This is a genomic window from Neisseria sp. HMSC061B04 (assembly GCF_001836705.1).
Lineage (GTDB): Bacteria > Pseudomonadota > Gammaproteobacteria > Burkholderiales > Neisseriaceae > Neisseria.
In genome coordinates, this window is record NZ_KV830188.1 from 1 (window position 1) to 26,107 (window position 26,107).

25 protein-coding genes, 1 tRNA gene and 1 pseudogene are annotated in these 26,107 nt (G+C 48.5%); 5 read left to right on the forward strand and 22 right to left on the reverse strand.

What is annotated here, in order from left to right:
- Nucleotides 1-24 precede the first annotated feature (24 nt).
- From nhaC to HMPREF2661_RS04540, 3 genes and pseudogenes are all read right to left on the reverse strand, one after another.
- Nucleotides 25-1,404 carry a Na+/H+ antiporter NhaC gene (gene nhaC / locus HMPREF2661_RS04530; protein ID WP_049348810.1) on the reverse strand — a complete coding sequence of 460 codons (1,380 nt, stop codon included), beginning with the start codon at nucleotides 1,402-1,404 and terminating at the stop codon, nucleotides 25-27.
- Nucleotides 1,405-1,585: 181 nt separating this feature from the next.
- Nucleotides 1,586-2,209, reverse strand: a complete 624-nt coding sequence (locus tag HMPREF2661_RS04535) for an alpha/beta fold hydrolase (RefSeq protein ID WP_070822503.1) — start codon at nucleotides 2,207-2,209, stop codon at nucleotides 1,586-1,588.
- 114 nt (nucleotides 2,210-2,323) lie between these two features.
- A pseudogene (locus HMPREF2661_RS04540) lies at nucleotides 2,324-2,551 on the reverse strand (glucose/galactose MFS transporter); the annotation flags it as partial.
- A gap of 274 nt (nucleotides 2,552-2,825) precedes the next feature.
- Between HMPREF2661_RS04540 and HMPREF2661_RS04545 the strand changes: the two are divergent.
- A complete protein-coding gene (locus HMPREF2661_RS04545; protein ID WP_070822507.1) occupies nucleotides 2,826-3,239 on the forward strand; it encodes a YqaA family protein in 414 nt (137 codons plus the stop codon).
- A gap of 64 nt (nucleotides 3,240-3,303) precedes the next feature.
- Here the strand turns inward: HMPREF2661_RS04545 and HMPREF2661_RS04550 are convergent, their stop codons facing one another.
- From HMPREF2661_RS04550 to HMPREF2661_RS04570, 5 genes are all read right to left on the reverse strand, one after another.
- Entirely contained in the window at nucleotides 3,304-4,497 is a 1,194-nt protein-coding gene (locus HMPREF2661_RS04550) for an amino acid aminotransferase (protein WP_070822509.1), read from the reverse strand.
- Nucleotides 4,498-4,595: 98 nt separating this feature from the next.
- Nucleotides 4,596-5,246: an HAD family hydrolase gene (locus HMPREF2661_RS04555; protein WP_070822511.1), complete on the reverse strand. Its 651-nt coding sequence runs from the start codon at nucleotides 5,244-5,246 to the stop codon at nucleotides 4,596-4,598.
- A gap of 89 nt (nucleotides 5,247-5,335) precedes the next feature.
- Nucleotides 5,336-5,659, reverse strand: coding sequence for a hypothetical protein (locus tag HMPREF2661_RS04560; RefSeq protein WP_049323167.1), 324 nt, complete (start codon nucleotides 5,657-5,659; stop codon nucleotides 5,336-5,338).
- An 11-nt stretch (nucleotides 5,660-5,670) separates the two neighbouring features.
- Nucleotides 5,671-6,633: a cation diffusion facilitator family transporter gene (locus HMPREF2661_RS04565; RefSeq protein WP_070822513.1), complete on the reverse strand. Its 963-nt coding sequence runs from the start codon at nucleotides 6,631-6,633 to the stop codon at nucleotides 5,671-5,673.
- 15 nt (nucleotides 6,634-6,648) lie between these two features.
- Nucleotides 6,649-7,479, reverse strand: coding sequence for a ferritin-like domain-containing protein (locus HMPREF2661_RS04570; protein ID WP_070822515.1), 831 nt, complete (start codon nucleotides 7,477-7,479; stop codon nucleotides 6,649-6,651).
- A 289-nt stretch (nucleotides 7,480-7,768) separates the two neighbouring features.
- Here HMPREF2661_RS04570 and lolA point away from each other — a divergent pair, with 289 nt between their 5' ends.
- Nucleotides 7,769-8,389, forward strand: coding sequence for an outer membrane lipoprotein periplasmic chaperone LolA (gene lolA / locus HMPREF2661_RS04575; RefSeq protein ID WP_070822517.1), 621 nt, complete (start codon nucleotides 7,769-7,771; stop codon nucleotides 8,387-8,389).
- A 77-nt stretch (nucleotides 8,390-8,466) separates the two neighbouring features.
- Here the strand turns inward: lolA and glmM are convergent, their stop codons facing one another.
- Both glmM and HMPREF2661_RS04585 read right to left on the reverse strand, forming a co-directional pair.
- The gene (gene glmM, locus HMPREF2661_RS04580) at nucleotides 8,467-9,804 is read right to left on the reverse strand and encodes a phosphoglucosamine mutase (protein WP_070822519.1); all 1,338 of its coding nucleotides are present in this window, start codon (nucleotides 9,802-9,804) and stop codon (nucleotides 8,467-8,469) included.
- Nucleotides 9,805-10,020: 216 nt separating this feature from the next.
- Nucleotides 10,021-10,887 (reverse strand): c-type cytochrome, encoded by an 867-nt coding sequence (locus HMPREF2661_RS04585; RefSeq protein ID WP_049323135.1) that lies wholly within the window; start codon nucleotides 10,885-10,887, stop codon nucleotides 10,021-10,023.
- 285 nt (nucleotides 10,888-11,172) lie between these two features.
- Here HMPREF2661_RS04585 and HMPREF2661_RS04595 point away from each other — a divergent pair.
- Nucleotides 11,173-11,248: transfer RNA gene (locus HMPREF2661_RS04595), tRNA-Arg, on the forward strand.
- Between the two features lie 91 nt (nucleotides 11,249-11,339).
- On the opposite strand, the gene HMPREF2661_RS04600 is transcribed toward HMPREF2661_RS04595, so the two are convergent.
- A complete protein-coding gene (locus HMPREF2661_RS04600) occupies nucleotides 11,340-12,533 on the reverse strand; it encodes an amino acid aminotransferase (protein ID WP_070822521.1) in 1,194 nt (397 codons plus the stop codon).
- A 110-nt stretch (nucleotides 12,534-12,643) separates the two neighbouring features.
- Nucleotides 12,644-13,417 (reverse strand): FadR/GntR family transcriptional regulator, encoded by a 774-nt coding sequence (locus HMPREF2661_RS04605; RefSeq protein WP_049323133.1) that lies wholly within the window; start codon nucleotides 13,415-13,417, stop codon nucleotides 12,644-12,646.
- Between the two features lie 339 nt (nucleotides 13,418-13,756).
- On the opposite strand from HMPREF2661_RS04605, the gene HMPREF2661_RS04610 reads away from it, so the two are divergent.
- On the forward strand, nucleotides 13,757-15,733 hold the full coding sequence (locus HMPREF2661_RS04610; RefSeq protein ID WP_070822523.1) for a TonB-dependent copper receptor: 1,977 nt from the start codon (nucleotides 13,757-13,759) through the stop codon (nucleotides 15,731-15,733).
- A gap of 126 nt (nucleotides 15,734-15,859) precedes the next feature.
- On the opposite strand, the gene HMPREF2661_RS04615 is transcribed toward HMPREF2661_RS04610, so the two are convergent.
- The 4 genes from HMPREF2661_RS04615 to HMPREF2661_RS04630 form a co-directional block, all read right to left on the reverse strand.
- A complete protein-coding gene (locus HMPREF2661_RS04615) occupies nucleotides 15,860-17,197 on the reverse strand; it encodes a sodium-dependent transporter (protein ID WP_003747569.1) in 1,338 nt (445 codons plus the stop codon).
- Nucleotides 17,198-17,464: 267 nt separating this feature from the next.
- Nucleotides 17,465-18,370: a metal ABC transporter solute-binding protein, Zn/Mn family gene (locus tag HMPREF2661_RS04620; RefSeq protein WP_049348797.1), complete on the reverse strand. Its 906-nt coding sequence runs from the start codon at nucleotides 18,368-18,370 to the stop codon at nucleotides 17,465-17,467.
- A gap of 79 nt (nucleotides 18,371-18,449) precedes the next feature.
- Entirely contained in the window at nucleotides 18,450-19,325 is an 876-nt protein-coding gene (locus HMPREF2661_RS04625; RefSeq protein WP_003685375.1) for a metal ABC transporter permease, read from the reverse strand.
- A 76-nt stretch (nucleotides 19,326-19,401) separates the two neighbouring features.
- A complete protein-coding gene (locus HMPREF2661_RS04630) occupies nucleotides 19,402-20,127 on the reverse strand; it encodes a metal ABC transporter ATP-binding protein (RefSeq protein WP_107832113.1) in 726 nt (241 codons plus the stop codon).
- Nucleotides 20,128-20,397: 270 nt separating this feature from the next.
- On the opposite strand from HMPREF2661_RS04630, the gene HMPREF2661_RS04640 reads away from it, so the two are divergent.
- Entirely contained in the window at nucleotides 20,398-20,694 is a 297-nt protein-coding gene (locus HMPREF2661_RS04640) for a DUF2288 domain-containing protein (protein WP_049323125.1), read from the forward strand.
- Between the two features lie 66 nt (nucleotides 20,695-20,760).
- Here the strand turns inward: HMPREF2661_RS04640 and apaG are convergent, their stop codons facing one another.
- The 6 genes from apaG to hpnD form a co-directional block, all read right to left on the reverse strand.
- On the reverse strand, nucleotides 20,761-21,129 hold the full coding sequence (gene apaG / locus HMPREF2661_RS04645) for a Co2+/Mg2+ efflux protein ApaG (protein WP_003682575.1): 369 nt from the start codon (nucleotides 21,127-21,129) through the stop codon (nucleotides 20,761-20,763).
- Nucleotides 21,130-21,224: 95 nt separating this feature from the next.
- Complete coding sequence (locus tag HMPREF2661_RS04650; protein ID WP_039864429.1) at nucleotides 21,225-21,713, reverse strand: phosphatidylglycerophosphatase A family protein; 489 nt, start codon at nucleotides 21,711-21,713, stop codon at nucleotides 21,225-21,227.
- Nucleotides 21,706-22,662 (reverse strand): thiamine-phosphate kinase, encoded by a 957-nt coding sequence (gene thiL / locus HMPREF2661_RS04655; RefSeq protein WP_049323124.1) that lies wholly within the window; start codon nucleotides 22,660-22,662, stop codon nucleotides 21,706-21,708. The genes HMPREF2661_RS04650 and thiL overlap by 8 nt, the downstream gene beginning before the upstream one ends.
- Before the next feature lie 188 nt (nucleotides 22,663-22,850).
- On the reverse strand, nucleotides 22,851-23,570 hold the full coding sequence (locus HMPREF2661_RS04660) for an SDR family oxidoreductase (protein WP_070822525.1): 720 nt from the start codon (nucleotides 23,568-23,570) through the stop codon (nucleotides 22,851-22,853).
- Between the two features lie 95 nt (nucleotides 23,571-23,665).
- On the reverse strand, nucleotides 23,666-24,973 hold the full coding sequence (gene hpnE, locus HMPREF2661_RS04665; protein ID WP_070822527.1) for a hydroxysqualene dehydroxylase HpnE: 1,308 nt from the start codon (nucleotides 24,971-24,973) through the stop codon (nucleotides 23,666-23,668).
- A complete protein-coding gene (gene hpnD / locus HMPREF2661_RS04670) occupies nucleotides 24,970-25,818 on the reverse strand; it encodes a presqualene diphosphate synthase HpnD (protein WP_070822529.1) in 849 nt (282 codons plus the stop codon). The genes hpnE and hpnD overlap by 4 nt, the downstream gene beginning before the upstream one ends.
- Between the last annotated feature and the right edge of the window lie 289 nt (nucleotides 25,819-26,107).

The following is a 26,107-nucleotide window of genomic DNA, read 5'->3' on the forward strand; positions in this document are numbered from 1 at the left end:
TTAGGGCTAATCTACGTCAGCCCCTTATTTTTTACTCAGAGTCAGCCCTGTCCAGCCAAACACCAGCGTCAGAGCCAAGCTCAAGTAGCAGAAGAAGGCGTAAGGCAGGTATTCCCAAACAGGCACGCCCAAGGCATGGCTGATGAATACGCCGCAGACGCTCCAAGGCACCAACGGGTTGATGACCGTACCCGCATCTTCCAGCGTACGGGCAAGGTTGCGCGAATGCAGGCCGAGTTTGTCATAAACCGGTTTAAAGGTTTCGCCAGAAAGCAGAATACTCAAATATTGTTCACCAATCAGGAAGTTGACGCCGACCGATGTCATGGCCACGCTGAAAGTAGCGCGTCCGGCATTGGTCAGGAACGCACGAATGGCTTCCAACAAAGACGGAATCACACCAATGCTGAACAACAGGCCGCCCAAGCTCATGCCGAGTATCACGATGGTTTGCGTAAAGAACATGCTTTCCAAGCCGCCGCGCGAAATCAAGCGGGCAATATCTTTAAATGCTTCACCTTCGAGTTTGTATCCGCTGTAAAACCACGCGCCCAGCTGTTTCAAATCAGGCGTACTGTGGAAATAAGTGACAATCAGCGCCACCACAACAGTAAACAGCATGGCCACAATGGCATTGACGCGCATCAGGGCGAGGACGACCAATAAAGCAAACGGAATCAATGAATAAGCATGCACCAAACCGGTTGCTTCCAATTGCGCGCGGAAAGCTTCGACGCTGTTCATGTCATGCGCGGCAACATTGGGCAAGAGCCACAACATCAAGGCCGCACTGATCAACCACGCAGGCACAGTGGTGTACATCATGTTTTTGATGTGTTCGAACAAATCAATGCCGACAATCGAAGCAGAAATACCGGTCGTATCGGAAAGCGGCGACATTTTATCGCCGAAGAACGCGCCCGACACAATCGCACCTGCCGTCATCGCCATATCGGCATGAAATGCAGCCGCCATCCCCATAAATGCCACGCCGACAGTCGCACAAGTCGTCAAACTACTGCCGATGGAAATACCGATGACCGAGCAAAGCGCAAACGCCGAGAAATAAAAATAAGTCGGCGAAATCAATCCGAAACCATAATACATCAGCGTCGGAATCGCACCGCTCATCATCAGCGCGCTGACCATCAGGCCGATAAAGAAAAACAGATAAATCGCGCCCATGCCCTGCCCGACCGCGCCGATCATACCGTTTTGCATGTCTTGATATTTCAAGCCGCGCATCAAGCCGTACAAAAGCAAGACCACGATCGCCGTTACAATCGACATATGCGGCAGCCATTCAAGCGAAATAATCGTATAACCCATTGCCGCCACCAAAGCCAAGGCCACCGCAATGGCCTCGAAACGCGGCATATTGAGTAAGGATTTGAAAGCAAACATTGTTCTTTGCCTTTTTAATAAGTATTTAACAGATTTTAGCATAACAGGCCGTCTGAAAAACCGGTTTCAGACGGCCTGCTGATTATTTTACGAAAACAACGTTCACGAATTCTTGCCATTTTCTTTAAAATAAACGAATTATTTAGAATAAAATATTTTTTAATTGGAATAAATGGTGTTTTTATTGCTTTTTAAAATATCCATCATGCAAAAATGCCACCACCTGCCCGGCAGTTTTGCGGTTGAACAGCATACCGCTATGGCTGACCGGCAAAACGACATGATCGCGCATATTCGGACAATGCGTTTCGCTGACCAAAACCGTACCATCATGTGCGCCGTGCAAACCTAAAACACGGCCCAGCCCATACGGTTTGTTACCGGCGATACTGCCCAGCTCAATACCGACAGGCAACTCAGGCATACTGCCGTCCAACGCCCCTTTGTAAGAGCCGCCCAATACCGGCTTTTGCAAACCCAAATTGAGCACACGTTGCGCAGCCCGGCTGCCTTGGTGCGGCGTACCCATGGTAACGATACGACCGCTGACTTTATCCGGATATGCCGCCGCAAAATTGCGTAAAACCAAGCCGCCCAAACTGTGGCCGACAAAGTGCAGCGTTTCATCAGCATGGTTCTCATCAATCCATCGGGCCAAGTCCTCAACATGTCGGTTCATCGAGTGCAACACACTGCAATAATCGAACAGCGCAACTTCAAAACCTTCTTGTTCCAGCAAATACGCCAGCGGCCTCATGACCCACGAATGCATATGCAAGCCATGCAGCAAAATGATTTTGGCCATTTTTTCCTCCTGTCATTTAAATCATTATGCCACAAAGTCAAAAGGCCGTCTGAAATCCCATAAGGTTTCAGACGGCCTGTTATCATGATGAATTATTTGTCAGCTTTGTAGCCTTTTATAGCCGATTTTGCCGACCAAATAGCCCATCGGGATCGACATAATCGCATAAGCGGTAAAGAAACAGAATTGAATCAGCATCGCCTGAACATAAGTCAGGTCGAAAATATCTTTCAAATGCGGAATCAAAATATCGTTCATGCAGGTAATGAAACCCATCATGAAAAAGAGTGTGGTTAGGACAACCAGCGCAGGAGTATGATTTTGTTGTGAATGCGCAGACATTATTTGCCTTTCGTTTTGTTAAGATTTGCTGGAAAAACGAGCTTAAATCAGTTCATTAAACTTAACACCCATTAACAGGCGCCCGTATCATACTGATAATCCGTCACTTTGAAAACTATTTTCTAACAGTCAACTACATTATCCTTCAGCTGTTTAATTTTAAAAAATTCAATAATATTGGATTTATATTTTGATAGATTAAAAAATAAAGGCATAATCCTCTTATTAAGCCTGTTATTTCTTTTTTACAATACTCATTAATATAACTCAAAATATGCCCTTTCTTTACGCTTACCTTGGCCTGATTGCCTCTGCCTTTACTTCTGCCACACTACTTCCGGGTACATCCGAGGCGGCATACGCCGCATTTGTATACCAATATCCGCAACATGCCCTCGGCGCATGTTTGTGTGCCGGATTGGCGAATGGCTTGGGCAGTATGGTTTCGTATTACATGGGCAGGATGTTTCCAAATAAAAAAAGGCCGTCTGAAAAAATGTTGGAAAGGCTTAATCGTTGGGGAATTTGGCCGCTATTATTTGCATGGCTACCCATTATCGGTGATGCCCTCCCCCTTGCCGCAGGCTGGCTCAGGCTCAATGCCCTGCATTGCGCCATTATTCTGATTGCAGGCAAACTGCTGCGCTATGCGGTGATTTATTGGGGAATGAACACAGTTGCCGGATAAGCTGACAAGTCAAAAATAAAGGCCGTCTGAATGATTCAGACGGCCTTTGCCTTTAATTCGACAATTACAACACTTTCACAATGCTCTCGCACAAATAATCGATGTTGTCATCGGTAATGCCGGCAACGTTGATGCGGCCGGAGCGGACGGCATAAATGGCAAACTCGTTTTTCAAACGGTCGACTTGTTCGGGAGTCAAGCCGCTGAAAGAGAACATGCCGTTTTGTTCGATAATGAAATCAAAGTCTTGGCTTGCGCCTTTTGCTTTGAGCAACTCGACAAATTTTTGGCGCATGGCTTTGATGCGGCCGCGCATTTCATCGAGTTCGGCAATCCATTGTGCTTTCAAATCATCATTTTTCAACACCAGTGCAATGGTGTTCGCACCGTGTGAAGCCGGGTTGGAATACAAGGTACGGATGATGGTTTTGACTTGGCTGTGGGCGCGGGCTGCTGTTGCTTCATCTTCGGCCACCAAAGTGAACGCGCCGACGCGTTCGTTGTACATACCGAAGTTTTTGGAATAAGAGCTGGCAATCAGCAATTCTGTATTGTGTTTCAAGAACACGCGCAAGCCGTAGGCATCTTCTTCCAAACCATTGCCGAAGCCTTGGTAAGCAAAGTCAAACAGTGGCAACCAGCCTTTTTCGGCAGAAAGTTTTGCCAAAGTTTCCCATTGTTCGGGCGTAGGGTCGATGCCGGTAGGGTTGTGGCAGCAGCCGTGCAGCAGGACGATGTCGCCTTTTTGCGCTTGGCTCAAGTCTTCAATCATGCCGTCCCAATCCAAACCGTGTTTGGCGGCATCGTAATAACGATATGGTTTGTCTTGGATACCGACTGCTTTGGCAATGGCGTTGTGGTTTGGCCAAGTCGGATTGGAAATCCAGATGGTTTGCGCGTTCAACTGGCGTTTGGCAAACTCGGCAGCAATGCGCAATGCGCCTGTTCCGCCAAGGCTTTGCGCTGTTTTGGCGCGACGGCTGGCAATGATTTCATGGTCTTTGCCAAACAACAGGATTTGGGTTTGCTCGTTGTAATCGGCAACGCCGTCGATGGTGAGGTAGTTTTTGGTTGTTTCACTTTCCAACAGGCGTTTTTCAGCCTCTTTGACGGCTTTGACAATAGGCGTTGCGCCGGATGCGTCTTTGTACACGCCGATGCCGAGATTGACTTTTTCGGGACGGGTTTCGGCTTTAAACGCTTCGCCCAAACCTAAAATCGGATCAGCAGGAGCTGCTTCGATATGCTTGAAGAACATGATTTTTCTCTTTACAAGTAGTAAAACGGTTGAAAAAATACAAATTTATGTAATTTTACGCCGTTTCAGGCCGTCTGAAAACGGATTATTACAGGGTTTTAACGCAAGATTGCCAACAAATCCAAAGGCGTGGCAATACGGAAATCGGCAAGCCAGTTTTCGGTTTGGTCTTCGGTAGAAATATAGCCCCAATCGGCAAGCACGGTTGTCATCCCGGCATTCTTGCCTGCCTGCATATCGCGCTCGGCATCGCCGACATAAAAACATCGCTGCGCTTCGACACCCATCTGTTCGCACGCATAAAACATGGGCTTCACGCTGGGCTTGGGTTCATCGCAAGTATCACCGCTGACAATCACGGCGGGAGGCACGGTAAACCCGAGTTTAGGCACGAGGACATCGGTAAAGCGCATGGGCTTGTTGGTGATAATGCCCCATTGGATACCGCGTCGAACTAAGGCTTCCAGCATTTCGTTTACGCCGTCAAACAAGATGGTTTGGTCGGCATAGCAGCGGCTGTATTCGTCCAAAAATTCTTTGCGCCATTGCATATAGTCCGGATGCTCGGGCGTAATGCCTGCACCGAGTTTGAGCAAACCGCTCGCACCGTGGCTGGCCTGCGGACGGATTTCATCCATGCTTTTTTCAGGCAAACCGTGTCGGCGCAATACCGTGTTGAGCGCGCCACCCAAATCAAGTGCGGTATCGGCAAGCGTGCCGTCAAGGTCGAATAATACGGCTTGGGTCATAAGTGTTCCTTTGATGATTTTAGAAGGCCGTCTGAACAATTCAACAAGTTTCAGACGGCCTGAATATGGTTAATGGTGATGATAAATTTTTAAACATCTAAACCGCATTGCTTTAATTTTTTACGCGCAATGCTTTTCTGTTCTTCTGTGAACAACGGCGACCATCGCTCTTGGAGAATTAAATACTCCATGCTGATTTTTAATCCTTTTTCTTGGCCTGCAAGGTATAGCTCTCCTAAGCCTTGGCTAATATCTGGCGAAGCCAGTAATTTATCGGCTGCAGCCTTACCACCCATCTCATCTACCATTTGCTTAAACCGCGTAGCCCTATAAGGCGTTGGTAATTTCTTTGCCAAATCATAAATTTCCAACATGGCATGATGAAAATCTGCCTCTAATTGTTTCTTATCCATTTTTTTCCTCATTATTCATTATGATGTTCATGCATTTCATGATGTTCGTGCATTTCCTGCGAACACAAAACTTCATCTTTATGCGGATGCCGTTCGCTTTCAATCTGAATCGTACAATGTCCGATGTTGTGATGCGCCAACTCATGTTCGATGCGGTAGGCGATTTGTTCGGACTCTGCAACCGTCATGCTGCCATCTACGACAATATGGCAGGACAAAACGTGGATATTGCTGGTAATCGTCCAAACATGCAAGTCATGAACGGATTTTACGCCTTCCGTATTGCGGATCACGCTGAGCAACTCATCGGTATGGATGTTTTCCGGCGCGCCTTCCATCAAAATGTGCAAAGTCTGTTTAAACAGCTTCCAGCCACTGCGCCCTACCAAAGCCGCCACCAATACGCTGGCAACCGTATCCGCCCATTGCCAGCCATACGCCATTATCAGCACTGCTGCGACAATCGCCCCTATCGAGCCGAACAAATCGCTGATTACATGCAGATACGCGCCGCGCATATTGACGTTTTCTTCGGTATCGCTATTTTTCAACATATAAACGGCGACGCCGATGTTGACCAGCAATCCGATGATACTGACCATTAACATGCCGCCCGTCAAAATTTCCGGCGGATAAAACAATCGTTTGACTGCTTCATAAAAAATCATCGCCGCAATCAACACCAGCGACAATCCGTTAAACATCGCCGTCAAAATTTCAAAACGTTTGTAACCGAATGTCTTTTGCAGCGTGGTCTGTTTCTCGCCAAGTTTGAATGCCCACAATGCCATACCCAGCGAAAACGCATCGCTGAACATATGCCCCGCATCGGAAAGCAGGGCCAAAGAGTTGGTCAGCCAGCCGCCGACCGCCTCAACCAGCATAAATCCGGCAATAACGAAAAATGAAATGCGCAATACCTGCTTGTTGGCGGTATGCGTATGAGCGTGCGAATGATCGTGATGATGTGCCATGATGGTTTTACCGTTTCAGACGGCCTTTTTATCCTGTTTCAAACTTTTCTCAAAATCTTCCAACATATCCAGCTCGAAACGGCTGAATCCTGCACGTTCCCGTGCTTCGATATTGACGTAGCCGCGGAAGATAAACATATCGTAACGCGCAATCAGGCTGCGGAACAAGGCAACCGGTTCCAAACCGCGCTCACGGCAAAGATGCTGATACCAATGATTGCCGATGGCGACATGCCCCACTTCATCGCGGTAAATAATATCCAACACATCGCAGGTTTCCATATCGCCACGCTGCGCCACTTTTGCACGAATACCCGGCGTAACATCCAGACCGCGCGCTTCCAATACCCGCGGCACCAAAGCCATGCGCAACAAGGGATCGTAAGCGGTTTTATACGCCATGTCCCACAAATGCCCGTGCGCTTCAAAATCGCCGTAATCGTAGCCCAAGCTGTTCAGACGGCCACGCATCAAGCCGAAGTGAAACACTTCTTCTTTCGCCACCCTTACCCAATCGCGTACAAACTGAAACGGCATATTGCGAAAACGATACGCCGCATCCAAAGCCAGATTAATCGCATTAAACTCAATGTGCGCAATCGCGTGCAACATGGCTGCATAGCCTTCGACCGTATTCATCTTGCGCGGCGTGACTTCCGAAGGCGCAACCAAACGCGGACGCAACGGATGTCCGGCAAAACGGCAATCCACGGGTTTTGACTCTTCAACCGTCAAACCTTCCGCCTCGCCCAACTGCGCAAACAAGGCCTGAGTCAATCTTCCCTTTTCATCCGGATTGTCCGACAGCAAAGCCTGTTCCAATAAAGGATAAGGATTCAGATACATACAAAACCATTGTTTTAAAAAGACAAATATTATAACCGTTTTAAAAAGCAAACAGAAAGACTATAATTTCACGCTTTCCGTAAAATGACATTAAATACCACACCAAACCATTGTGTGCTTCATTAAAAAAACGTCAAAACCAAATGCAGGCCGTCTGAAGAAATGAAATTATTTCAGTCACTTGATTGGATTTTTCATATTTACACAAATTAAACCCTCCATTCAGCCCCTTGCCTGTTACACCATAACGTCTATACTGAACCCATCTCTCCGAACAAGGAACCAAAACATGAAAACTACCCGACTGTTCACCCTGACCGCTGCCGCGCTGCTTTCTTCAGCCGTCGGCTTTGCACAAGCCGGCGCAGTGGACGCCCTGAAAAAATTCAATAATGACGCCGACGGTATCAGCGGCAACTTCAGCCAAACCGTTCACAGCAAAAAGAAAACCCAAACCACATACGGCACATTCAAAATCCTGCGCCCGGGCTTATTCAAATGGGAATACACCAAACCCTACAAACAAACCATCGTCGGCGACGGCAAAACCATTTGGCTCTATGACGTAGATTTGGCGCAAGTAACCAAGTCCTCACAAGACCAAACCATCGGCGACAGCCCTGCCGCCATCCTCTCCAACAAAACGGCATTGGACAGCAGCTACACGCTGAAAGAAGACGGCTCTGCCAACGGCATCGACTACGTTTTGGCTACGCCTAAGAAAAACAACGCCGGCTACCAATACATCCGCATCGGCTTCAAAGGCGACAACCTCGCCGCCATGCAGCTGAAAGACAGCTTCGGTAACCAAACCAGCATCAGCTTCAGCGGTTTGAACACCAAGCCTAACCTTTCCAGCGGTATGTTCAAATTCACGCCCCCTAAAGGCGTTGATGTCTTGAGCAATTAAGCTTTCAACTGAAACACAAAGGCCGTCTGAACAACAGACGGCCTTTTATTTAGTTCAATTCAACATCAAACACACTGTTACTTTTGACCTTGAATGGCAGCGGCAATTTTTTCTGCGCCTTTTTTCGCCCAATCCGCCTGTTTGGCTTCCACCATCACACGCACGACAGGCTCGGTACCGGATGCACGCAAGACCACGCGGCCTTTGCCTTCGAGTTCTTTTTCCACTTCGGCCAAAGCCTCTTTGGAAGCATCCTGCCAGTTTTGACCTTTTTTGATGCGGACGTTAATCATGGTTTGCGGATACGGCTGCCAATCGGCGCAAACAGTGGCAAGGTCTTGATTCAAGGTTTGCAATGCGGCCAAAACTTGCAGCGCGGAAATGATGCCGTCGCCGGTATTATGTTTGTCCATACACAAAATATGACCGCTGGCTTCGCCGCCAATCAGCCAACCGCGTTGGTGGAGCTGTTCCAACACATAGCGGTCGCCCACTTTGGCGCGGCAGAAATCAACGCCCTGCTCTTTCAAAGCAATTTCCATCGCCATATTGGTCATTACCGTGCCCACAACGCCGCCGATTTCCACGCCTTCGTGCGCGCGTGCTTTGGCAATCACATAAATCAAGCTGTCGCCGTCATACACTTTGCCATTGCGGTCAACCATCATCAAACGGTCGCCGTCGCCGTCCAAGGCAATGCCGTAATCGGCTTCATTTTGCAACACAGCGGCTTGCAAAGCTTTCGGATGGGTCGCACCGCATTTTTCATTGATGTTGTAACCGTTCGGCTCATTACCGATACTGACCACTTGCGCACCCAATTCATGGAATACTTTAGGCGCAACCGCATAGCCCGCACCATTGGCGGTATCGACCACCAATTTCAGACCGCGCAAGTCCAAATGACTTGGGAAAGTGGATTTACAAAACTCGATATAGCGGTCATCCGCACCATTAATCCGGCGCGCACGGCCAAGACGGCTGGAGGGCTGAGTTTTCATTTCCTCATCGATTTTGGCTTCGATTTCCAACTCGATTTCATCGCTCAGCTTCACACCGCCTTCGGCAAAGAATTTAATGCCGTTATCGGAATAAACATTGTGGGAAGCAGAAATCATCACACCGGCAGACAAACGCAAAGCACGGGTCAAATACGCCACGCCCGGAGTCGGCAGAGGGCCGGTTTGAATAACATTAACACCGGCGGCGGTAAAACCGGCAATCAGCGCAGCTTCCAGCATATAGCCTGAAATACGCGTGTCTTTACCGATCAAGACGGTCGGTTTGATTTCGCCTTCGTGCTGCACCAAAACCTGACCTGCCGCATAGCCTAATTTCAGGACAAAATCAGGATTGATAGGAAACTGACCGACTTCGCCGCGCACACCGTCAGTACCGAAATATTTTTTTGCCATGAGATAACTCCGTGATTGTTTTGTCGTATGTGAATATGGTTGAACTTCTTTAAAAGAATCTTGATTGTATTCGAAGGCCGTCTGAATCTTTCAGGCGACCCTTGATCATGAGAATAATTTACTACTTCAGTATTATAGCAAGATCCGGATTTCCTGCACGAAAAAAGCGCATCCTTTTGCAGAATGCGCTTTCTATTCGAGATTCAAAATCAAATCTTAGAATTTAGCACCAGACTGATTAGCCATGTAATCAACTGCAGCTTTCACTTCATCATCGCTCAGGCTACCGTTACCGCCTTTGGCAGGCATTGCGTTAAAGCCTTCGAGTGCGTGTTTGTGCAGGGTGTCTTTACCTTGTTTGATACGAGGAGCCCAGTCTTCTTTTTTACCTACATGAGGAACACCTGGAACTGCACCGCCGTGACATGCTTGGCAATTGGCTTCGTAAACTTTTTTGCCGTCTGCGCCGCCGGCTGCTGGAGCTGCCGCACCTTTGTCGTCTGCTTTGGCCGCATCTGCTTTAGGGGCTTCTGCAGGAGCTGCACCTTCAGCCGCCGGAGCTGAAGCGGCTTCACCGGAAGCGGCTGCATCGGCAGGAGCTGCGGCATCAGGATCAGGGAAAGTACCGCCGGCTTTGTTGGCCATGTAAGTAATGACGCGTTTCAATTCTTGATCGGTCAAATCAGCCGCACCGCCTTTGGCAGGCATTGCGTTGAAACCGTTCAGAGCGTGTTGGAACAAGGTATCGAAACCTTGTGCAATGCGAGGCGCCCAATCGCCTTTGTTTTCAAATTTAGGCGCTTTGGGAACGATGCTGTCCGCCGCGTGACATTGAATACAGATTTTGTTGAAAATCTGATCGCCTTGACGCTCGCCGACTGGAATACCGTCGCCCAATTTCAGTTGGCCGACTGGCTGGATACGGGTTTGAGTCGCAGCTTCGGTTGTTTCGGCAACATCGCCGAATGAACCGCTTCCCGCCAGTTTGATCAGGAAGTAAATCACTGCAATGACAATAACGATACCGCTCACAAGGGTGAACAATGCAGAGCCTTGGGCTTTGTGGTCGCGGAGTTGTTTCATTTGGTAGGCCTCGCCGTTAGGTTAGGTTGTGCTGTAAGTTATAGTTTATGTGTTAAACGCAGTTAACAATATTTTGCTGGATTATACTGAATTCGCAAAGGCTTTCCAATCCATCTTGAGAAAAAGATACGCAAAAATCCTCAAAAAGGCCGTCTGATTCTTGTAAACCTTTGTAGTTATTTGAATATTCCACCCATGCAAAAGCGTGACCGCCAATGCCACTTTCTGACACTTTCAAGATAAACTTTGCCAACGGCGCCAATATGCGTTAACCTTACGGCTCTCGCACCCATAGCTCAGTTGGAAGAGTGTCAGTTTCCGAAGCTGGAGGTCACAGGTTCGATCCCTGTTGGGTGCGCCAATTATAAAGAGGCCGTCTGAAAGATGAAAATTTTTCAGACGGCCTTTTGATTTACTTCAAATAAAACTACATTCAATTTCAGATTAAACGGCTATTGCAACACTTTGGCAAATGCTTCGGCCACATAATCGATATTCGATGCATTCAATCCCGCCACACACATCCTGCCCGAATCCAACAGGTAAACGGCAAACTCGTCACGCAGGCGGTGTACCTGCTCTACGGTCAGGCCTGTATAGCTGAACATGCCGCGCTGTTTGATGAAATAGCTGAAATCGCGATTGGGGATTTTGGCCGTCAAAACATCATAAAGCTTCTGACGCATGGCACGGATGCGGTCGCGCATGGCGTAAACTTCGTTTTCCCACAAAGTGCGCAATGCTTCATTATTCATCACATCAGAAGCGATGTATGCACCATGCGCGGCAGGGCTCGAATAAATACGGCGGACGGTAAATTTCAACTGCCCGAACACCAGCTCTGCTTCTTCCTTATTGGGACACACTACGCTCAAACCGCCGACACGCTCGCCGTACAGCGACAGGTTTTTCGAAAAAGAATTGCTGACAAACAAAGGCAGGCCCATTGCGACGGCTTTACGAATCGCATAGGCATCGCTGTCCAAATCCTCGCCGAAACCTTGATAGGCAATGTCCATAAACGGAATCAGCTTGTGCGTTTTGATGATGTCCAACACTTCATCCCATTGCGCTTGTGACATATCGACGCCGGTCGGGTTTTGGCAGCATGGGTGCAAAATCAAGACGCTGTTTTCCGGCACGGTCTTGAAAAACGCAGTCATTTCTTCAAATTTCACGCCGACGGTTTCAGGGTCGTAATAAGGATACGTCCCCACTTCAAAACCGGCGCCTTCAAAAATACCTTTATGGTTGTCCCAAGTCGGGTCGCTGACATAGGCTTTCGCTTCAGGGAACCAACGGTGCAAAAAGTCGGCACCAACTTTCAACGCCCCCGAACCGCCCAAAGTCTGTATGGTTGCAACGCGTCCTTCTGCCAGCGCCGGATTATCCTGCCCAAACAGCAAATACTGAACCGCACTCCGATAAGTGTCCAAACCTTCCATCGGCAAATAAGGCGATGGGCGCGGTACGGCCGCACGCTCTGCTTCTGCCCGGCGGACAGATTCCAAAACCGGCATTTTGCCTTCGTCATCAAAATAAATGCCGATGCTCAAATTGACTTTTTCAGGACGCTCGTCGCGTTTGAAGGTTTCAACCAAACTCAAAATCGGATCGCCCGGATAATACTCGACATGACGGTACATGGTGCTTCCTTTGTTTTTAGACAGAATGGGGAAGATTGTGGCACTAAAAGGCCTTATTTGCAAAATCAGGCCGTCTGAAAAAATTTAGACGGCCTGATTATTTTTAAACGCTACCAATCTACCCGTTTCAAATCATTTTGCGCCAATACGTCCGCATGCTCGCTGCGGCTTTGATATTCCCTGTCCTGCAAAATGCGGCGGGCGACATAATTCAAATGCAGTTTTGCCGCTTCCGCCGCCTCGGCTGGTTTGGCCTGGGCAATGGCTTCAAAAATAGTGCTGTGCTGGGCAATCAGCGTCGGGCGCGGGTCTTCGGTTTGATGGATATAGATAATGCCGCTGCGTGTTTGCTGATAAAGCATTTTGAGCAGGCTGCTGGAAAGGTGGCTGAACAGGATATTGTGTGCGGCATCGGCAATGGTTTGATGAAAGCTGACATCAGCCTCTGCTTGATGCTCCAAGTTTCCGCTTTCGCAGGCCGCTTCAAATTTCTGCCGCCAGAAGTCAATACGTTTCAAATCAGCATCAGTCCGTCTTTCGGCGGCCAGCGCCGCCATACAGCCTTCAACGTGACAACTGAAATCGAATACGTCTGTTTCCCAATTGGTATGTTTGCCGAGCAACTCCTGCCAGCTTTGCAAAAAATCCTGCTGCGGTTTAACGGAAACATAATAACCATCGCCCTGCCGCGCTTCCAAAACCTGCTTGGCAATTAAAATATTCAATGCCACCCTGACCGACGGTCGCGATACGCCGAATTCTTCCGCAAGCGTACGTTCGGGAGGCAATTTACTGCCTTCTTCATAAATGCCGGTCGCGATACGTTCTTCCAAAACGGCTAAAACCTGATCGCTGATTTTTTGCGGACGAACCAATTTCGTCATGTTGTATTCCTGATGATTGAAGGACAGTTTTATTCAGACGGCCATAAATTGGATTGACCAATTAGCCACCCATTCTAATCAATCCCCTATTTTTTCGTCAAGAAATGCCATTCTCCCCATCGCAAGCAGTTTAATTCAAACACATTCATTTTTATCACGTAACCTCACCAATGCCTTCAAATCAATATTTTGGTATGACCAATCTTAATAAACAACCTATACGCCAAAAATTTGAAAATATTGATTTAGATTAAAATCCTACAGCTTCTATTTAACTAGACTTTATGTATAATACTTAGGTATTAGTTAACATAATTCCTAATAATAGAGAGAAACAATATGAAATACCCACCATTACTTATCTTACCCATTGCCTTAGCCGTATCCCAAGCATGGGCAGAGACTAACCCTACACCTGAAGAAACAGTTACCCTTTCCCCTGTCACCGTCACCGGCACACAACAAGAAAAAGCCAATCGCGTTACTTTCAACCCCAAAGCTGCTTTGCAACCCCTCCCTGCCGGAGACGGGGCAGACCTTTTGCAATCCGTGCCTAACATGAGCATCATCCGCAAAGGTGGTAGCTCGGGCGATCCGTTATTCCGTGGTTTGGGCGGCTCGCGCCTCTCCGTCAATGCCGACGACCAGTTTATTTATGGCGGTTGCGGTATGCGTATGGATCCGCCGACTGCCTATATCCACCCCAATTCGTTTGATAAAGTTGTCGTTACCAAAGGCCCGCAAACCGTTACCCAAGGCATGGGCTTGGTCAGCGGCTCGGTGCAATTTATCCGCAAAGACCCTGATTTCACTGAAAAACCTTACAACATCAACGCAACCCTGACTGCAGGCAGCAACGACCGTCTTGACGGCTCATTGGAAGCCGAGTTCGGCGGCAAATACGGCTACGTCCGCAGCAATATTTCCCATAACGAAGCCGACGATTACAAAGACGGCGACGGCAACCGCATTCACTCCAACTTCAAACGCGACAGCCAAATGCTGCAACTGGGCATCACCCCGACCGAAAACACTACCATTGCCGGCACATACGAGCGCAGCAGGGCCAAGGTTGCCTACGCCGACCGCATGATGGACGGCAGCAAATTCGACCGTGATGCATGGAACATCCGCTTTACCCAACGCAACCTCACCCCATGGTTCAGCGAGTTGGAACTGCGCTACGGTAAAAGCGAAATCGACCACGTGATGGACACATACAGCCTGCGTACCATCTACAATCCTGCCGGCAAGCAGATTAAAAATGCCAACAACCCTAAACGCAATACCGATACAGGCCGTCTGAAAGCTACCTTCGACTGGGACAAGCTCAACCTGCAAACCGGTTTGGATTATCTGGACGACGTCCACGTCGCACGCATGGAGCGCGGTGGCGACGGCTACAGCCACAAGCCTTATATGCCCAACCAAAGTTTCAAACAATGGGGTATTTTCACCGAAGCTTCTTGGCAGCAAACCGACAATCAACGCTGGGTAGCAGGTTTGCGCCATGACCAAGTCAAAGCGCATTATGATACCGCGCGCGTAACCGACCCCGTTTTGAAACATCAAAAATTCAATTTGAACTCAGGTTTCCTGCGTTGGGAAAGAAATACGGACAACGGTCTGAAATACTATGCCGGATTCGGCATTGCCGAACGCGCGCCTGACTATTGGGAACGCCTGCGCTCTGAAAACAAAGCCATCCGCGCAGAGCAAAACCGCCAAATCGATGCTGGTGTAATCTGGAAACGTTCTAACCTCCACGCATCTGTATCCGTATTCGGCAGCAACATCAAAGACTTCATCATGATGGAACGCCAAGGCATGAATTTCAACGTACGCAACATCAACGCTTCACGCTTTGGCGGCGAAGCCGAAGTCAAATGGACATTTGCGCCTAACTGGGAAGTCGGCACCAGCCTCGCCTACACCCACGGCAAAAACCGTACCGACGGCAAACCTTTGGCACAAACGCCGCCGCTCGAGTGGAACAACACCCTTGCCTTTGACAACGGTAAATTCAGCGCAGGCGCATTGTGGCGCGTCGTGGCCAAGCAAAACCGTTACAGCAAAGGCCAAGGCAATATCGTCGGCCAAGACATCGGCGCCTCTTCAGGCTTTGGCGTACTCTCGCTCAACGCCGGTTGGAAATTCAGCAAATACGCCACATTGCAAGGCGGCGTGGACAACGTGTTCAACAAAACCTATGCTGAATTCGTCAGCCGCGGCGGCGACCCGTCTGCCGGTACTCAAACCATGCGCGTGAACGAACCCGGCCGTACTGCATGGCTGAGACTACAAGCGAAGTTCTAATCAGCCTCGCGCATCTATAAAAAGGCCGTCTGAAAAATGTTCAGACGGCCTTAATATTTTTAATGATGTTTTAAACAAACAGCTCGGCGAAGCAATGCAACGCCGGACTGTTTGTTCACTATCGGATTAAATCAAACCCAAAGAGTTGATGAACACCACAACAATCGCAATCGGCGCAAGATAGCGAAGCGCGCCCAGCCACAGGTAAAGCAGCTGCTTCGGCACGGTACTGCCCATGCCCGCATCACGCAGGACGGACTGTTTGTCCTGAACCCATGACGTAAACACGGCAACGCTCAATGCGCCAATCGGCATGATGACGGCGGAAATGATGAAATCCCACAAGTCAAAAATGGTTTTGCCGAAAATTTTAAACTCGCTCCATACGCCGAAAGACAGCGCCGAAGGAATACCGACTATGAAAATCGCAATACCGATTATCCAAGTGTGGCTGCTACGCTTTTTCTCGTCTTGGCGGATGGTTGCCGCAATCACGGTTTCCAGCATGGAAAATGCGGAAGTCAGCGTTGCAAAAACAACCAACAGCATGAATACGGCGAATAAATAAGTCCCCATCGGCATTTTCATGAAAACCGCAGGCAACACGACAAAAATCAGGCCGGGGCCTTGGCCGGGTTCAAAACCGAAGGCAAATACCGCAGGGAAAATCACCAAACCGGCCAGCAATGATACAAACAAGTTCATCCACATAATCGTATGGCCGGAGCGGAACATATCCTGATCCTTACCCAAATACGAGGCATAGGTAATCATCGCAGACACGCCGATACTCAAGGCAAAAAATGCCTGACCCAAAGCAGTCAACATTGTGCCCGGTTTCAAATACGACCAATCCGGCTTCAACAAGAATGCCACGCCCTCCATTGCGCCGGGCAAGGTCAGCGAACGAACAGCCAGTGCGATAAAGAGGATAAACAAACCCGGCATCAACACGCGGTTTGCCTTTTCAATGCCGTCTGAAATGCCGCCTTTAACCACCCAAATGGTAATCAGCATGAACAAGCCTTGGTAAAACAGCGAACCAAACGGTGAAGAAATCGTGTTGCCGAACAAGGCTTCAAAGTCTGCGCCGGCATGAATTTCGCCGGTAAAGCTGTGCACGACGTAGTTCAACACCCAGCCGCCGACCACGCTGTAAAACGACAGCAAAATAAAACACGCGGCCACACCCATGCGGCCAACCCACGGCCACTGCGAACCCGGGCGCAATACTTTAAAGGAATCAATGGCGTTTTTACCGCCTGTACGGCCGATGTAAAACTCGGCCAGTTGAACCGGTAAAGCCACCAAAATGGTGAAAATCAAAAACAAAAGAAAGAATACGGCGCCGCCGTTGGTACCGGCTGTATAAGGGAATTTCCAAATTGCACCCAAACCGATGGCCGAGCCTGCCGCAGCAAGCACAAAGCCGATTTTGGATGACCAAGACGAATGATTGCTCATGATGTAAGTTTAAGAAACGTGAAGATGCCGAATTGTAACAGGGTGAAGTCAAGCCGTGAGTGGCCGGCAGACCGCCGATAAGCAATTCGCACGGATGGTGCGTACTTACCAAGCAAATTAGCATGAATTTTTGATAATTAAACTTCTAATAGCACAAATTTTATTTTTATATTCTAAATTTGACGGTTTATTTTAAAAATAAGCATATAAAAGGCCGTCTGAAACCTTGTTTTTAAGGTTTCAGACGGCCTTTATCCTTAAGCCGCTTTATTTTTTCATGGCATCGGTCATAACTTTGACATTGTAGCGATACATGCCGATGTAGCTGTTGGCCGGTGCGCCACCCAATGCATCAGAATACAAACGTCCGCTGACATTGACGCCGGTTTCTTTGGCGATACGGTCAATCATGCGCGTGTCTTTGATGTTTTCAGTAAAGACGGCTTTAATGCCCTCGCGTTTGATTTGGCGGATGATGGAAGCCACTTGTTTGGCAGACGGCTCGGCTTCGCTGCTCACGCCTTGAGGGGCGATGAATTCAATATTGTAGCGTTTGCCCATGTATGTGAATGCATCGTGTCCGGTCAAAACTTTACGCTTGGCGGCAGGTACGGCATTAAAGGCAGCCTGCGCATCGCTGTGCAATTTTTTCAGCTGCATTTGGTAGTTGCCCAAACGTTGCTGATAGTAGGTTTTGCCTTCAGGGTCTGCTTGAATAAGCGCATTGGCAACGTTTTGCGCATAAGTGCCCATCAGGACGGGGTCGGTCCAAACGTGCGGGTCAAATTCGCCATGATCGTGATGATGGCCTTCGTGATCGTGGTCATGATGATGACCGCCCTCTTCTGCTTTCAAAGCCTGAATGCCTTTGGTCGCTTCGGCGAAAGGCACTTTGCTCTGTTTGACTGCGCGTTGCACATCGGCGGCTTCCAAGCCCAAGCCGTTGAGCAATACCAATTTTGCGCTGCGGATTTTTTTGATGTCTCCGCTGGTCATGTGGTAGGCATGGCTGTCTTGGTTGGCACCCACCAAGCTTTGAACGGCCACGCGGTCGCCGCCAATCTGTTTGGCCACGTCGCCCAAAATGCTGAAGCTGGTGACAACAGGCAACGGAGCGGCATAAGCGGCACCGGTCAATAATGCGGCAACGATGCCGAGTTTCCAATGTTTCATATTCTCTCCATTGATATAACGTAACATTAACATCATCATAAAACAGACCGCCTGATTATTCAAGCGGCCGTCTGAAAAATCATGCCGTACGGTGTTTCTTGCGGCGCAGCCATTTTGCCAAAATGCCGCCTTCCCAACCAAACACGACGGAAATCAGGTAAAGCGTGCCGCAGCATAAAATAATCGCCGGGCCGGACGGGATTTCGATATGGTAGGAAAACAACAGCCCTGCCAAGCCGCAAAGCAAAGCCAATGCGACCGACAAAATCATCAGCCAACCCATGCTTTTCGCCCACAGTCTGGCGGTAATCGCCGGCAACATCATCAAACCGACCGACATCAGCGTGCCCAATGCCTGGAAACCGGCAACCAGATTCATCACGACCAGCACCAAAAACAACACATGCCAAAAGCCGCCCTTACCGCCGACAGCCTTGAGGAACAAAGGGTCTATGCTTTCCAACACCAGTGGGCGGAACATGACCGCCATTAGCAAAATAGTCACACTCGCAGAAACGGCAATCAGCTGCAAAGCCGGAATATCCACCGCCAACACCGAGCCAAACAGCAAATGCAACAAATCGACGCTGCTGCCGTTTTTGCTGACCAAAACCACACCGATGGCAAGGCTGCTCAAATAAAATGCGGCAAAGTTCGCGTCTTCTTTCAATGAAGTAAACCGGCTGACCAAACCTGCCAGCAAAGCCATCAGCAAACCGGCCGCAAAACCGCCGACGCTCATCGCAGGCAAACTCAAACCGGCAAACATATAGCCAATGGCCGCACCGGGCAAAACCGCATGGCTCAAAGCATCGCCCACCAAACTCATGCGGCGCATTACCAAAAACACACCGACAGGCGCCGCGCTCAATGCCAGGCAAAAAATCGACGCCAAGGCATAGCGCATAAAGTCAAATTCGGCGAACGGCGCGACGACCAAATCATATAAATCCATGTTTTATCGCTTTTTTATTAATCTCTGAAAGCCTGAGGCCGTCTGAAAAATACTTACTTTCAGACGGCCTTGTCCATTAAACCGCGCACCAATCGGCCGCTTCCTGTTTCTGCATCATTCGGTTTGCCTGTGCCAAAAACTCATCGGTCAACACATTTTCAGTCGCACCGGCAGTCACTTTTTCACGCGCCAAAAGCAGCGTGTTGGCAAAATATGCCCTCACCTGCTCGTAATCATGCAACACGGCAATCACCGCCTGACCGTCCTGATGGCATTGGCGCAAAACTTCCAACAGCGCATAAGTCGTTCGCGCATCCACCGCGTTAAACGGTTCGTCCAGCAGCAAAAATTTGGCATCCTGCACCAGCATCCGCGCAAACAATACGCGTTGGAATTGACCATTGGACAAGTGCGCGATTTGGCGCGTGGCAAAATCCTGCATTTCCACGCGTTCCAAAGCCGCCATCACGCGCTTTTTCTGCTCCGCGTTCACACGTCCAAAAAAGCCGATTTCATACCACAGCCCCATCGCCGCCAATTCAAACACCGTCATCGGCTGGCTGCGGTCAATGTCCGACTGCTGAGGCAGATAGGCAATGTCCTTGCGCGCCATATTTTCATAGCGCACACTGCCCGTGTCCGTCTTCTGCAAGCCCATAATGGCTTTGAGCAAAGTCGATTTGCCCGCGCCGTTCGGCCCGAAAATCGTCCACATCTTGCCATCGTCAAACACCATATCGACATGGTGCACCACCGGCCTGCGCTGATAGCTGACCGTTAGATTTTCTACCACGATACTCATGGCGATACCGCCCAAAAATATACAGCCCACAACGCCGCCAATGCGGCAAGCGCAATCAGCAGCCTTTGCAGCAATCCGGTCAACAATACAGAATTCATAAGCCTAAAACCGCCCTTGCCCGAATACGGACAACAGGCCGTCTGAAAGAAAATTAAAACATTAAAATGATACTGTATAACGTTAACCCTGTAAATTTCTTTCGTTTTCAGACGGCATCGGGCAAAAGGCCGAATATCGGTTACAATCCGTTTTTTATTTGATGATTGTCCTATGTCTATTCCACTCTTAAACGAAAAACTCAATACCGAAACCGCCCGCATTTCATGGGAAGAGCTGCAACCCCACTTCGCACGCGGCGCCGCCGTTTATGTTGCGCCTGATTTGGATTTGATTGCCGTCGCCCGCCATGTTGCCGAAGATGAAGCCGCGCCATTGAAACAATGGATGGAACAAGGCAAATTCGGTGCCGTCAGCGATGATATGGCGCGTACTTTTCTAGCGGATAAGCAGGAAATGTGGGCGGTCGTTGTAGCACCGTGGGTATTGGTACAACCTTGCAAAGACTGATAAGGCCGTCTGAAAAAACAAAACCGGAACATTTCACATGCTCCGGTTTTTCATTTTTCAGACGGCCTATTGCAACGTAAAGCCTGCTTTGAATTCAAGCTTCGGCACCCCGATAACGAAACGTTTGCCGATGCTGTCTTCAAACTCATACGCGCCTTCAATACTGCCCCAAGGCGTGCTGATTTGCGAGCCGCTGTTGTACTCATAAGCTTCGCCCGGGTACAAAACAGGTTGCTCTTCAATCAGGCCGGCATGGCCGACTTGCTCTGTTTCACCGTGTCCGTCGGTGATTTCCCAAAAACGCTGACGCAAAGTAATGATTTCATCGCTGCGGTTGCAGATAGTAATCAGATAATTGAAGGCGTAGCGGTCGCGGTAGACGTCGCTTTGGCCGGCCATATAACGTGGCTCCACGTTAATCTCGATTTCATTCATAATTGTTTACCCCGTATGGTATTTATTTTATTTCAATCCGGATAAATCCGGCGTGCCGCCCTATTTTTGCAAAGGGTCGAAACACTTAAAACGCATCACGCGATCCAATAAAACAGGCCCAAGACCATCAAGGTCATCACAGCCGCAATCAAATCATCAAGCATAATGCCTAAACCTCCATGAATCCGCCGGTCAAACCATTTTATCGGCCATGGTTTCAACGCATCAAACAAGCGGAAAATAACAAAAGCGGCCAGCCACCAGCTCCACTTAAACGGAATCAGCGACAGCACCAACAGCATCGCGACAATTTCATCCCAGACGATACCGCCGTAATCCTGAATACCCAGTTCCCTCTCGGTATAACCGCAAATGCGGATACCCCAAAAAAACAAGGCGATACACAATAAAAGCAATATCCAGCCGTCTATGCCCAACAGGCACAATACAAAAGCCAGGGGTAACGCGGCCAGCGTCCCTGCCGTACCCGGCGCAACCGGCGATAAGCCGCTGCCGAAACCAAATCCTAAAAAACACAATGGTTTGTGCAACAGCCAAGAAAAAGTAGGTTTACGTTCAGCCAAAATGATCAAATCCTAAAGAAGTCAGTTCCAATACGCCGCCTTCGGCATCCAAAATATTCAGACGGCCTGAGTCAGTCATTTTACCAATTCGGGCAACCGGTACGCCACTTTGTTCCGCCGCCTGACAAACACGTTCCCTGTCTTCTGGAGCAGCAGTAAAAATCAGTTCGTAATCATCGCCGCCGGCCAATACTGCCGACAACCATTGCTCGCGCGACAAAACGTTTTTCAATTCAGGCAACGACGGCACACAATCGGCAAAGATTTCCGCACCGACAGCAGAGGCTTTTAAAATATGCCCCACATCTTGAGCCAGGCCGTCTGAAACATCTTGCGCAGCATGGGCAAACGGCAGCAATGCCAGCCCCAATGAAACGCGCGGCTCCGGACGGAGCAATTTATCATCGCAAACCGCCATGATTTCAGACGGCAATTGATAATGCCCCAGATGTTGGTTCAAAGCAGCGGCAGCCAAACCCAAGCGACCCGATACCCAAATATCGTCGCCGACTTCGGCCGCATCACGCCGCAGGGCACGCCCTGTCGGCACTTCGCCCACTATCGTTACATTAAAGACCAAATCGCCTTTGGTGGTATCGCCACCAATCAACACCGTATCAAAACGCGCAGCCAAAGCAAAAAAGCTATCGCAAAAACGTGTCAGCCAGTCTTGATTCAATTTAGGCAGCGCAGCACTGAGCAACACCCACCGCGGCTTGGCACCCATAGCGGCCATATCGGACAAATTTACTGTAAGCATTTTCCATGCCAAATCTTCAGGCGAGACATCTTCAAAAAAATGTCTGCCCTTAACCAACATATCAGCGCTAAAACATAAATCAAATCCGTTACTTGGACGGATAATAGCGGCATCGTCGCCTATACCCAAAATCAAACCTTCCGATTTTTGTCGCTGCAAATATTGTCTGATAAAGTCAAATTCCGTCATATTTATCCAATATAACTATAACTTAGATTACTACATCTAATTTTGTATCAGCCTGACAGTTGCCTATTAACACGTCAAACATCAAACCTACACCATTATTTAGATATAAAACTCAATAAGTTAAAGGCCGTCTGAAAATACAGATTTCAGACGGCCTCATATTCTCAAACCACTCTGAGCAGGTAGATTTACAGATAGACGATTTCGCCTGTCCGCCCCCTGCTCTCTCGGCTTGCCCACCAAATAAATTGCGGCAGGACATCTTCGTAGTTTTTACGTTCGCTTTTCGATTCGCCCGGATGGGATTTGATACGTTGCGGCGAATTGATGGCGCCCGGCACCAAAACATTGGCACGCAGGTTGTCAAAACGTTCCCACTCGTCCGCAGCCACTTTACACAAATAATTAAGCGCGGCTTTGGAAGCACCGAAACCGCCCCAATAGGCTTGCGGTTTTTCGCCGTGGCTTTCGCCGACAAAAATCACAGAAGCGTCTTCGGATTGCTTCAACAATGGGAACAGCGCACGGGTCAAGCCCATAGGTGCAACGGTATTGATACGGTATTGGTTAACCCATTCCGATACGGTTTGGAAATCCAACGGCGACAAAGCATAGAAATAGCTGGCGCAATGCACCACGCCATCCAATTTTCCGCCGGTAGCTTCATCAATGGTTTCCGCAAACTGTTTAAATTCTTTTTCCTCAGCGCTCATCAAATCAAAGCAGATGGCAAACGGCTCAGGGCTGCCCGCAGCCACAATGGCATCATATACTTTTTCCAAACGCTTTTGATGACGCGCCACCAAAATGACAGTTGCTCCGGCAGCCGCATAGGCCTTGGCAACCTGCTCGCCCAAGCCTTGGGATGCGCCGGTAATCAAGATGGTTTTGTTCGCTAATGTCGTCATGACTTTTCCTTGAACTTTATGGTTTTGGATATTGTATCGGCTTGGTAAGTTTTGTAAAGTCAAAAAGGCCGTCTGAACATTCAGACGGCCTCAGTTTATTCAACCCGCAAATCCAGCACAAGCTTTTCAGCCGCTGCAAAGCCAGACTGAACCGCAGCCTCCAATGTTGCCGGATAGCGCGGATGGAGATAGTCGCCGGCCGGATAAATACGGCGATGGTGCAACCATGAGAAATCAGGTTGTACAAAATCAACCGTTGCCGCCGTAGTCGCGCGTTTTTCCGTAATAATGCGTACGGCTTCGGGCTTATCCAAATCCGGGCAAACCCGCTTAATGTCCGCATGAATGTTCTCGGCCAAATCTTTATCCTTCCAAGCCTCGGTGCAATCGGAAACGCTGATAACGACTGCGACTTCATTATCCGGCAAACCCAACGCACCCCGATGCAGCACCCATTGCGCCGTACCATCAGAAAATCCGGTTAAAGGTGCAGGCAGTTTGACTGTTTGGGCATAACGCAAATAAACCGTGGTAATCGCATGATAGTGCAACGATTGATAGTCCGTCTGAATATAGTCAGGCGTATCTTCAGGCAGAAGTGCGTCAACATGATATGGCGCAACAGCCAAAATCACCGCATCAAATACTTCACCATTGATTTCAATTCGGCCATCAATATGATGATTTAAATGGGAAACACGAGTTTCAAGATGTATCTTTGCACCATGTTTGTGCAGAAAATCCAAAGCCGGTTTAGCTACGATTCGCCCCAAATCCTGCCTAGGCAAAAGATAATCGCTGTTCGCCTTTTCAGACCACACGCCATCATTCAATACATTACATAAAATGCGCAGCGATGCCTGTTCTAACGGCGTATTTAAAGCCCCCCAAACCAAAGGTTGCCAAAATTGGCCAAGCAGGCTGCGGGGAACATTTCGTGTTCTCAACCACTTTGCAACCGTCAAATCGGTTTTATGATGAGCTGCCCAACGTCGCAATGCCGCCATATCCGACAGCAATTTGATTTTCAATGAAAAAGAAAGATTTTTTGCACGCAGGATGCCGACAAGCAAATGCCAAGGTGCAGGCAGAGAGGCCGTCTGAAACTGTAATCCTTCATGGATGTGCCATTGCAAAGGCTGGCGTAAAAAGGCTGACTCGGGTTGAACGCCAATATGTTGCATCAAAGTTTGAACACCATGATACGCACCCAATAAGATATGCTGTCCATTATCCAAAAAGCTGAATCCATCATCTTTTCCGGACAAGGCACGCGCCCTACCGCCAGCCTGTCTCCCAGCCTCAAACAAAGAAATATCGGCTCGATGAATCAGGGAAACCGCCGCAGACAAACCTGCCCAACCGGCACCAATCACAGCAATTTTTGGACGCTTAGTATTCATGGTTTAAATCCAAACAGCCAAGTTTTCAAAGCAATACGTTTTTTACGGGGAGAAGGAATCGCAATTTTATAAGTCAAAACATTTTGCGCACCATCACGGTCGATTTCATTCAACAACGCATAATAAATAGCCGCCATAATCAGGCCGACTTTTTGCGATTTCTTATCCTCAGCCGGCAAAAGCGACATCGCTTCACGATAAGTTTCACGCGCCCTATTCACTTGAAATTGCATCAATTTTGCAAAATTATCTGTCGGTTTGCACTGCATAATTACGTTGGCAGGCACGTCAAACTTCTGCATTTCCTCTATCGGCAGATAAATTCTTCCCTGCCGCGCATCTTCGCCCACATCGCGAATAATGTTCGTCAACTGCAAAGCCAAGCCCATTTTGTCCGCATATTCCAAAGTTTTCGGATTGGAAAAACCTAAAATCCGCGCAATAAGGCACCCCACCACCCCGGCAACACGGTGGCAATACAGCTTTAACTCATCAAAACTACCATAACGAGCCTGCTCCAAATCCATCTGCATGCCATCAATCAAAGCTTCAAATTCATTCTTCGGCAAGTCAAAATTTGACCGAATATCTTTTAAAGCTTGATGAACGGGATGCTCAGGCATCTCATTATTAAATACTTTCTCCAAATCACTGCGCCACCAATTCAACGTTATCTGAGCTACATTTGGATCGGTACAGCCATCAACCACATCATCTAGTTCGCGACAAAAAGCATATAAAACAGTGATCGCATTCCGTTTTTCTACCGATAAAAAACGAAAGCCGGATAAAAAACTGGAATGGCTTTCTGCAGCCTTTTGATGACAATAATCCAAAGCAAGCACTGTGTATCCTAAAAAATATCGTTATAAATAATTAGCAGGGATTTTATCTGTATTTAAAAAAGTACGCCAATATCAAAAACTCATCTTACAACAAGGCCGTCTGAAAGCTGCTCTTAAATATCTTTCAGACGGCCTAATACTTACGTCGCCAATATCGAAACCAACAGCATGACCACCAACAGCTGTATCAAAGAATAGCCCCTCTGTACAGTTGCCCTATTCCGTATTCCGTCAAATACTTTTAAGTACATATCTTTATTCCCTTTATCTTTTATATCCCCTATCCGAC

Coding starts and splice junctions, on each gene's coding strand:
- HMPREF2661_RS04545 (WP_070822507.1), top strand. CDS start 2,826: ATGCCCTTTCTTTACGCTTACCTTGGCCTGATTGCCTCTGCCTTTACT.
- hpnE (WP_070822527.1), bottom strand. CDS start 24,973: ATGAATACTAAGCGTCCAAAAATTGCTGTGATTGGTGCCGGTTGGGCA.
- HMPREF2661_RS04585 (WP_049323135.1), bottom strand. CDS start 10,887: ATGAAACAACTCCGCGACCACAAAGCCCAAGGCTCTGCATTGTTCACC.
- thiL (WP_049323124.1), bottom strand. CDS start 22,662: ATGACGGAATTTGACTTTATCAGACAATATTTGCAGCGACAAAAATCG.
- HMPREF2661_RS04615 (WP_003747569.1), bottom strand. CDS start 17,197: ATGAGCAATCATTCGTCTTGGTCATCCAAAATCGGCTTTGTGCTTGCT.
- HMPREF2661_RS04560 (WP_049323167.1), bottom strand. CDS start 5,659: ATGGATAAGAAACAATTAGAGGCAGATTTTCATCATGCCATGTTGGAA.
- HMPREF2661_RS04555 (WP_070822511.1), bottom strand. CDS start 5,246: ATGACCCAAGCCGTATTATTCGACCTTGACGGCACGCTTGCCGATACC.
- HMPREF2661_RS04640 (WP_049323125.1), top strand. CDS start 20,398: ATGTCTATTCCACTCTTAAACGAAAAACTCAATACCGAAACCGCCCGC.
- HMPREF2661_RS04535 (WP_070822503.1), bottom strand. CDS start 2,209: ATGGCCAAAATCATTTTGCTGCATGGCTTGCATATGCATTCGTGGGTC.
- HMPREF2661_RS04625 (WP_003685375.1), bottom strand. CDS start 19,325: ATGGATTTATATGATTTGGTCGTCGCGCCGTTCGCCGAATTTGACTTT.
- HMPREF2661_RS04620 (WP_049348797.1), bottom strand. CDS start 18,370: ATGAAACATTGGAAACTCGGCATCGTTGCCGCATTATTGACCGGTGCC.
- HMPREF2661_RS04565 (WP_070822513.1), bottom strand. CDS start 6,633: ATGGCACATCATCACGATCATTCGCACGCTCATACGCATACCGCCAAC.
- glmM (WP_070822519.1), bottom strand. CDS start 9,804: ATGGCAAAAAAATATTTCGGTACTGACGGTGTGCGCGGCGAAGTCGGT.
- HMPREF2661_RS04605 (WP_049323133.1), bottom strand. CDS start 13,417: ATGACGAAATTGGTTCGTCCGCAAAAAATCAGCGATCAGGTTTTAGCC.
- apaG (WP_003682575.1), bottom strand. CDS start 21,129: ATGAATGAAATCGAGATTAACGTGGAGCCACGTTATATGGCCGGCCAA.
- HMPREF2661_RS04660 (WP_070822525.1), bottom strand. CDS start 23,570: ATGACGACATTAGCGAACAAAACCATCTTGATTACCGGCGCATCCCAA.
- HMPREF2661_RS04630 (WP_107832113.1), bottom strand. CDS start 20,127: ATGAGTATCGTGGTAGAAAATCTAACGGTCAGCTATCAGCGCAGGCCG.
- HMPREF2661_RS04610 (WP_070822523.1), top strand. CDS start 13,757: ATGAAATACCCACCATTACTTATCTTACCCATTGCCTTAGCCGTATCC.
- HMPREF2661_RS04570 (WP_070822515.1), bottom strand. CDS start 7,479: ATGTATCTGAATCCTTATCCTTTATTGGAACAGGCTTTGCTGTCGGAC.
- lolA (WP_070822517.1), top strand. CDS start 7,769: ATGAAAACTACCCGACTGTTCACCCTGACCGCTGCCGCGCTGCTTTCT.
- HMPREF2661_RS04550 (WP_070822509.1), bottom strand. CDS start 4,497: ATGTTCTTCAAGCATATCGAAGCAGCTCCTGCTGATCCGATTTTAGGT.
- HMPREF2661_RS04600 (WP_070822521.1), bottom strand. CDS start 12,533: ATGTACCGTCATGTCGAGTATTATCCGGGCGATCCGATTTTGAGTTTG.
- nhaC (WP_049348810.1), bottom strand. CDS start 1,404: ATGTTTGCTTTCAAATCCTTACTCAATATGCCGCGTTTCGAGGCCATT.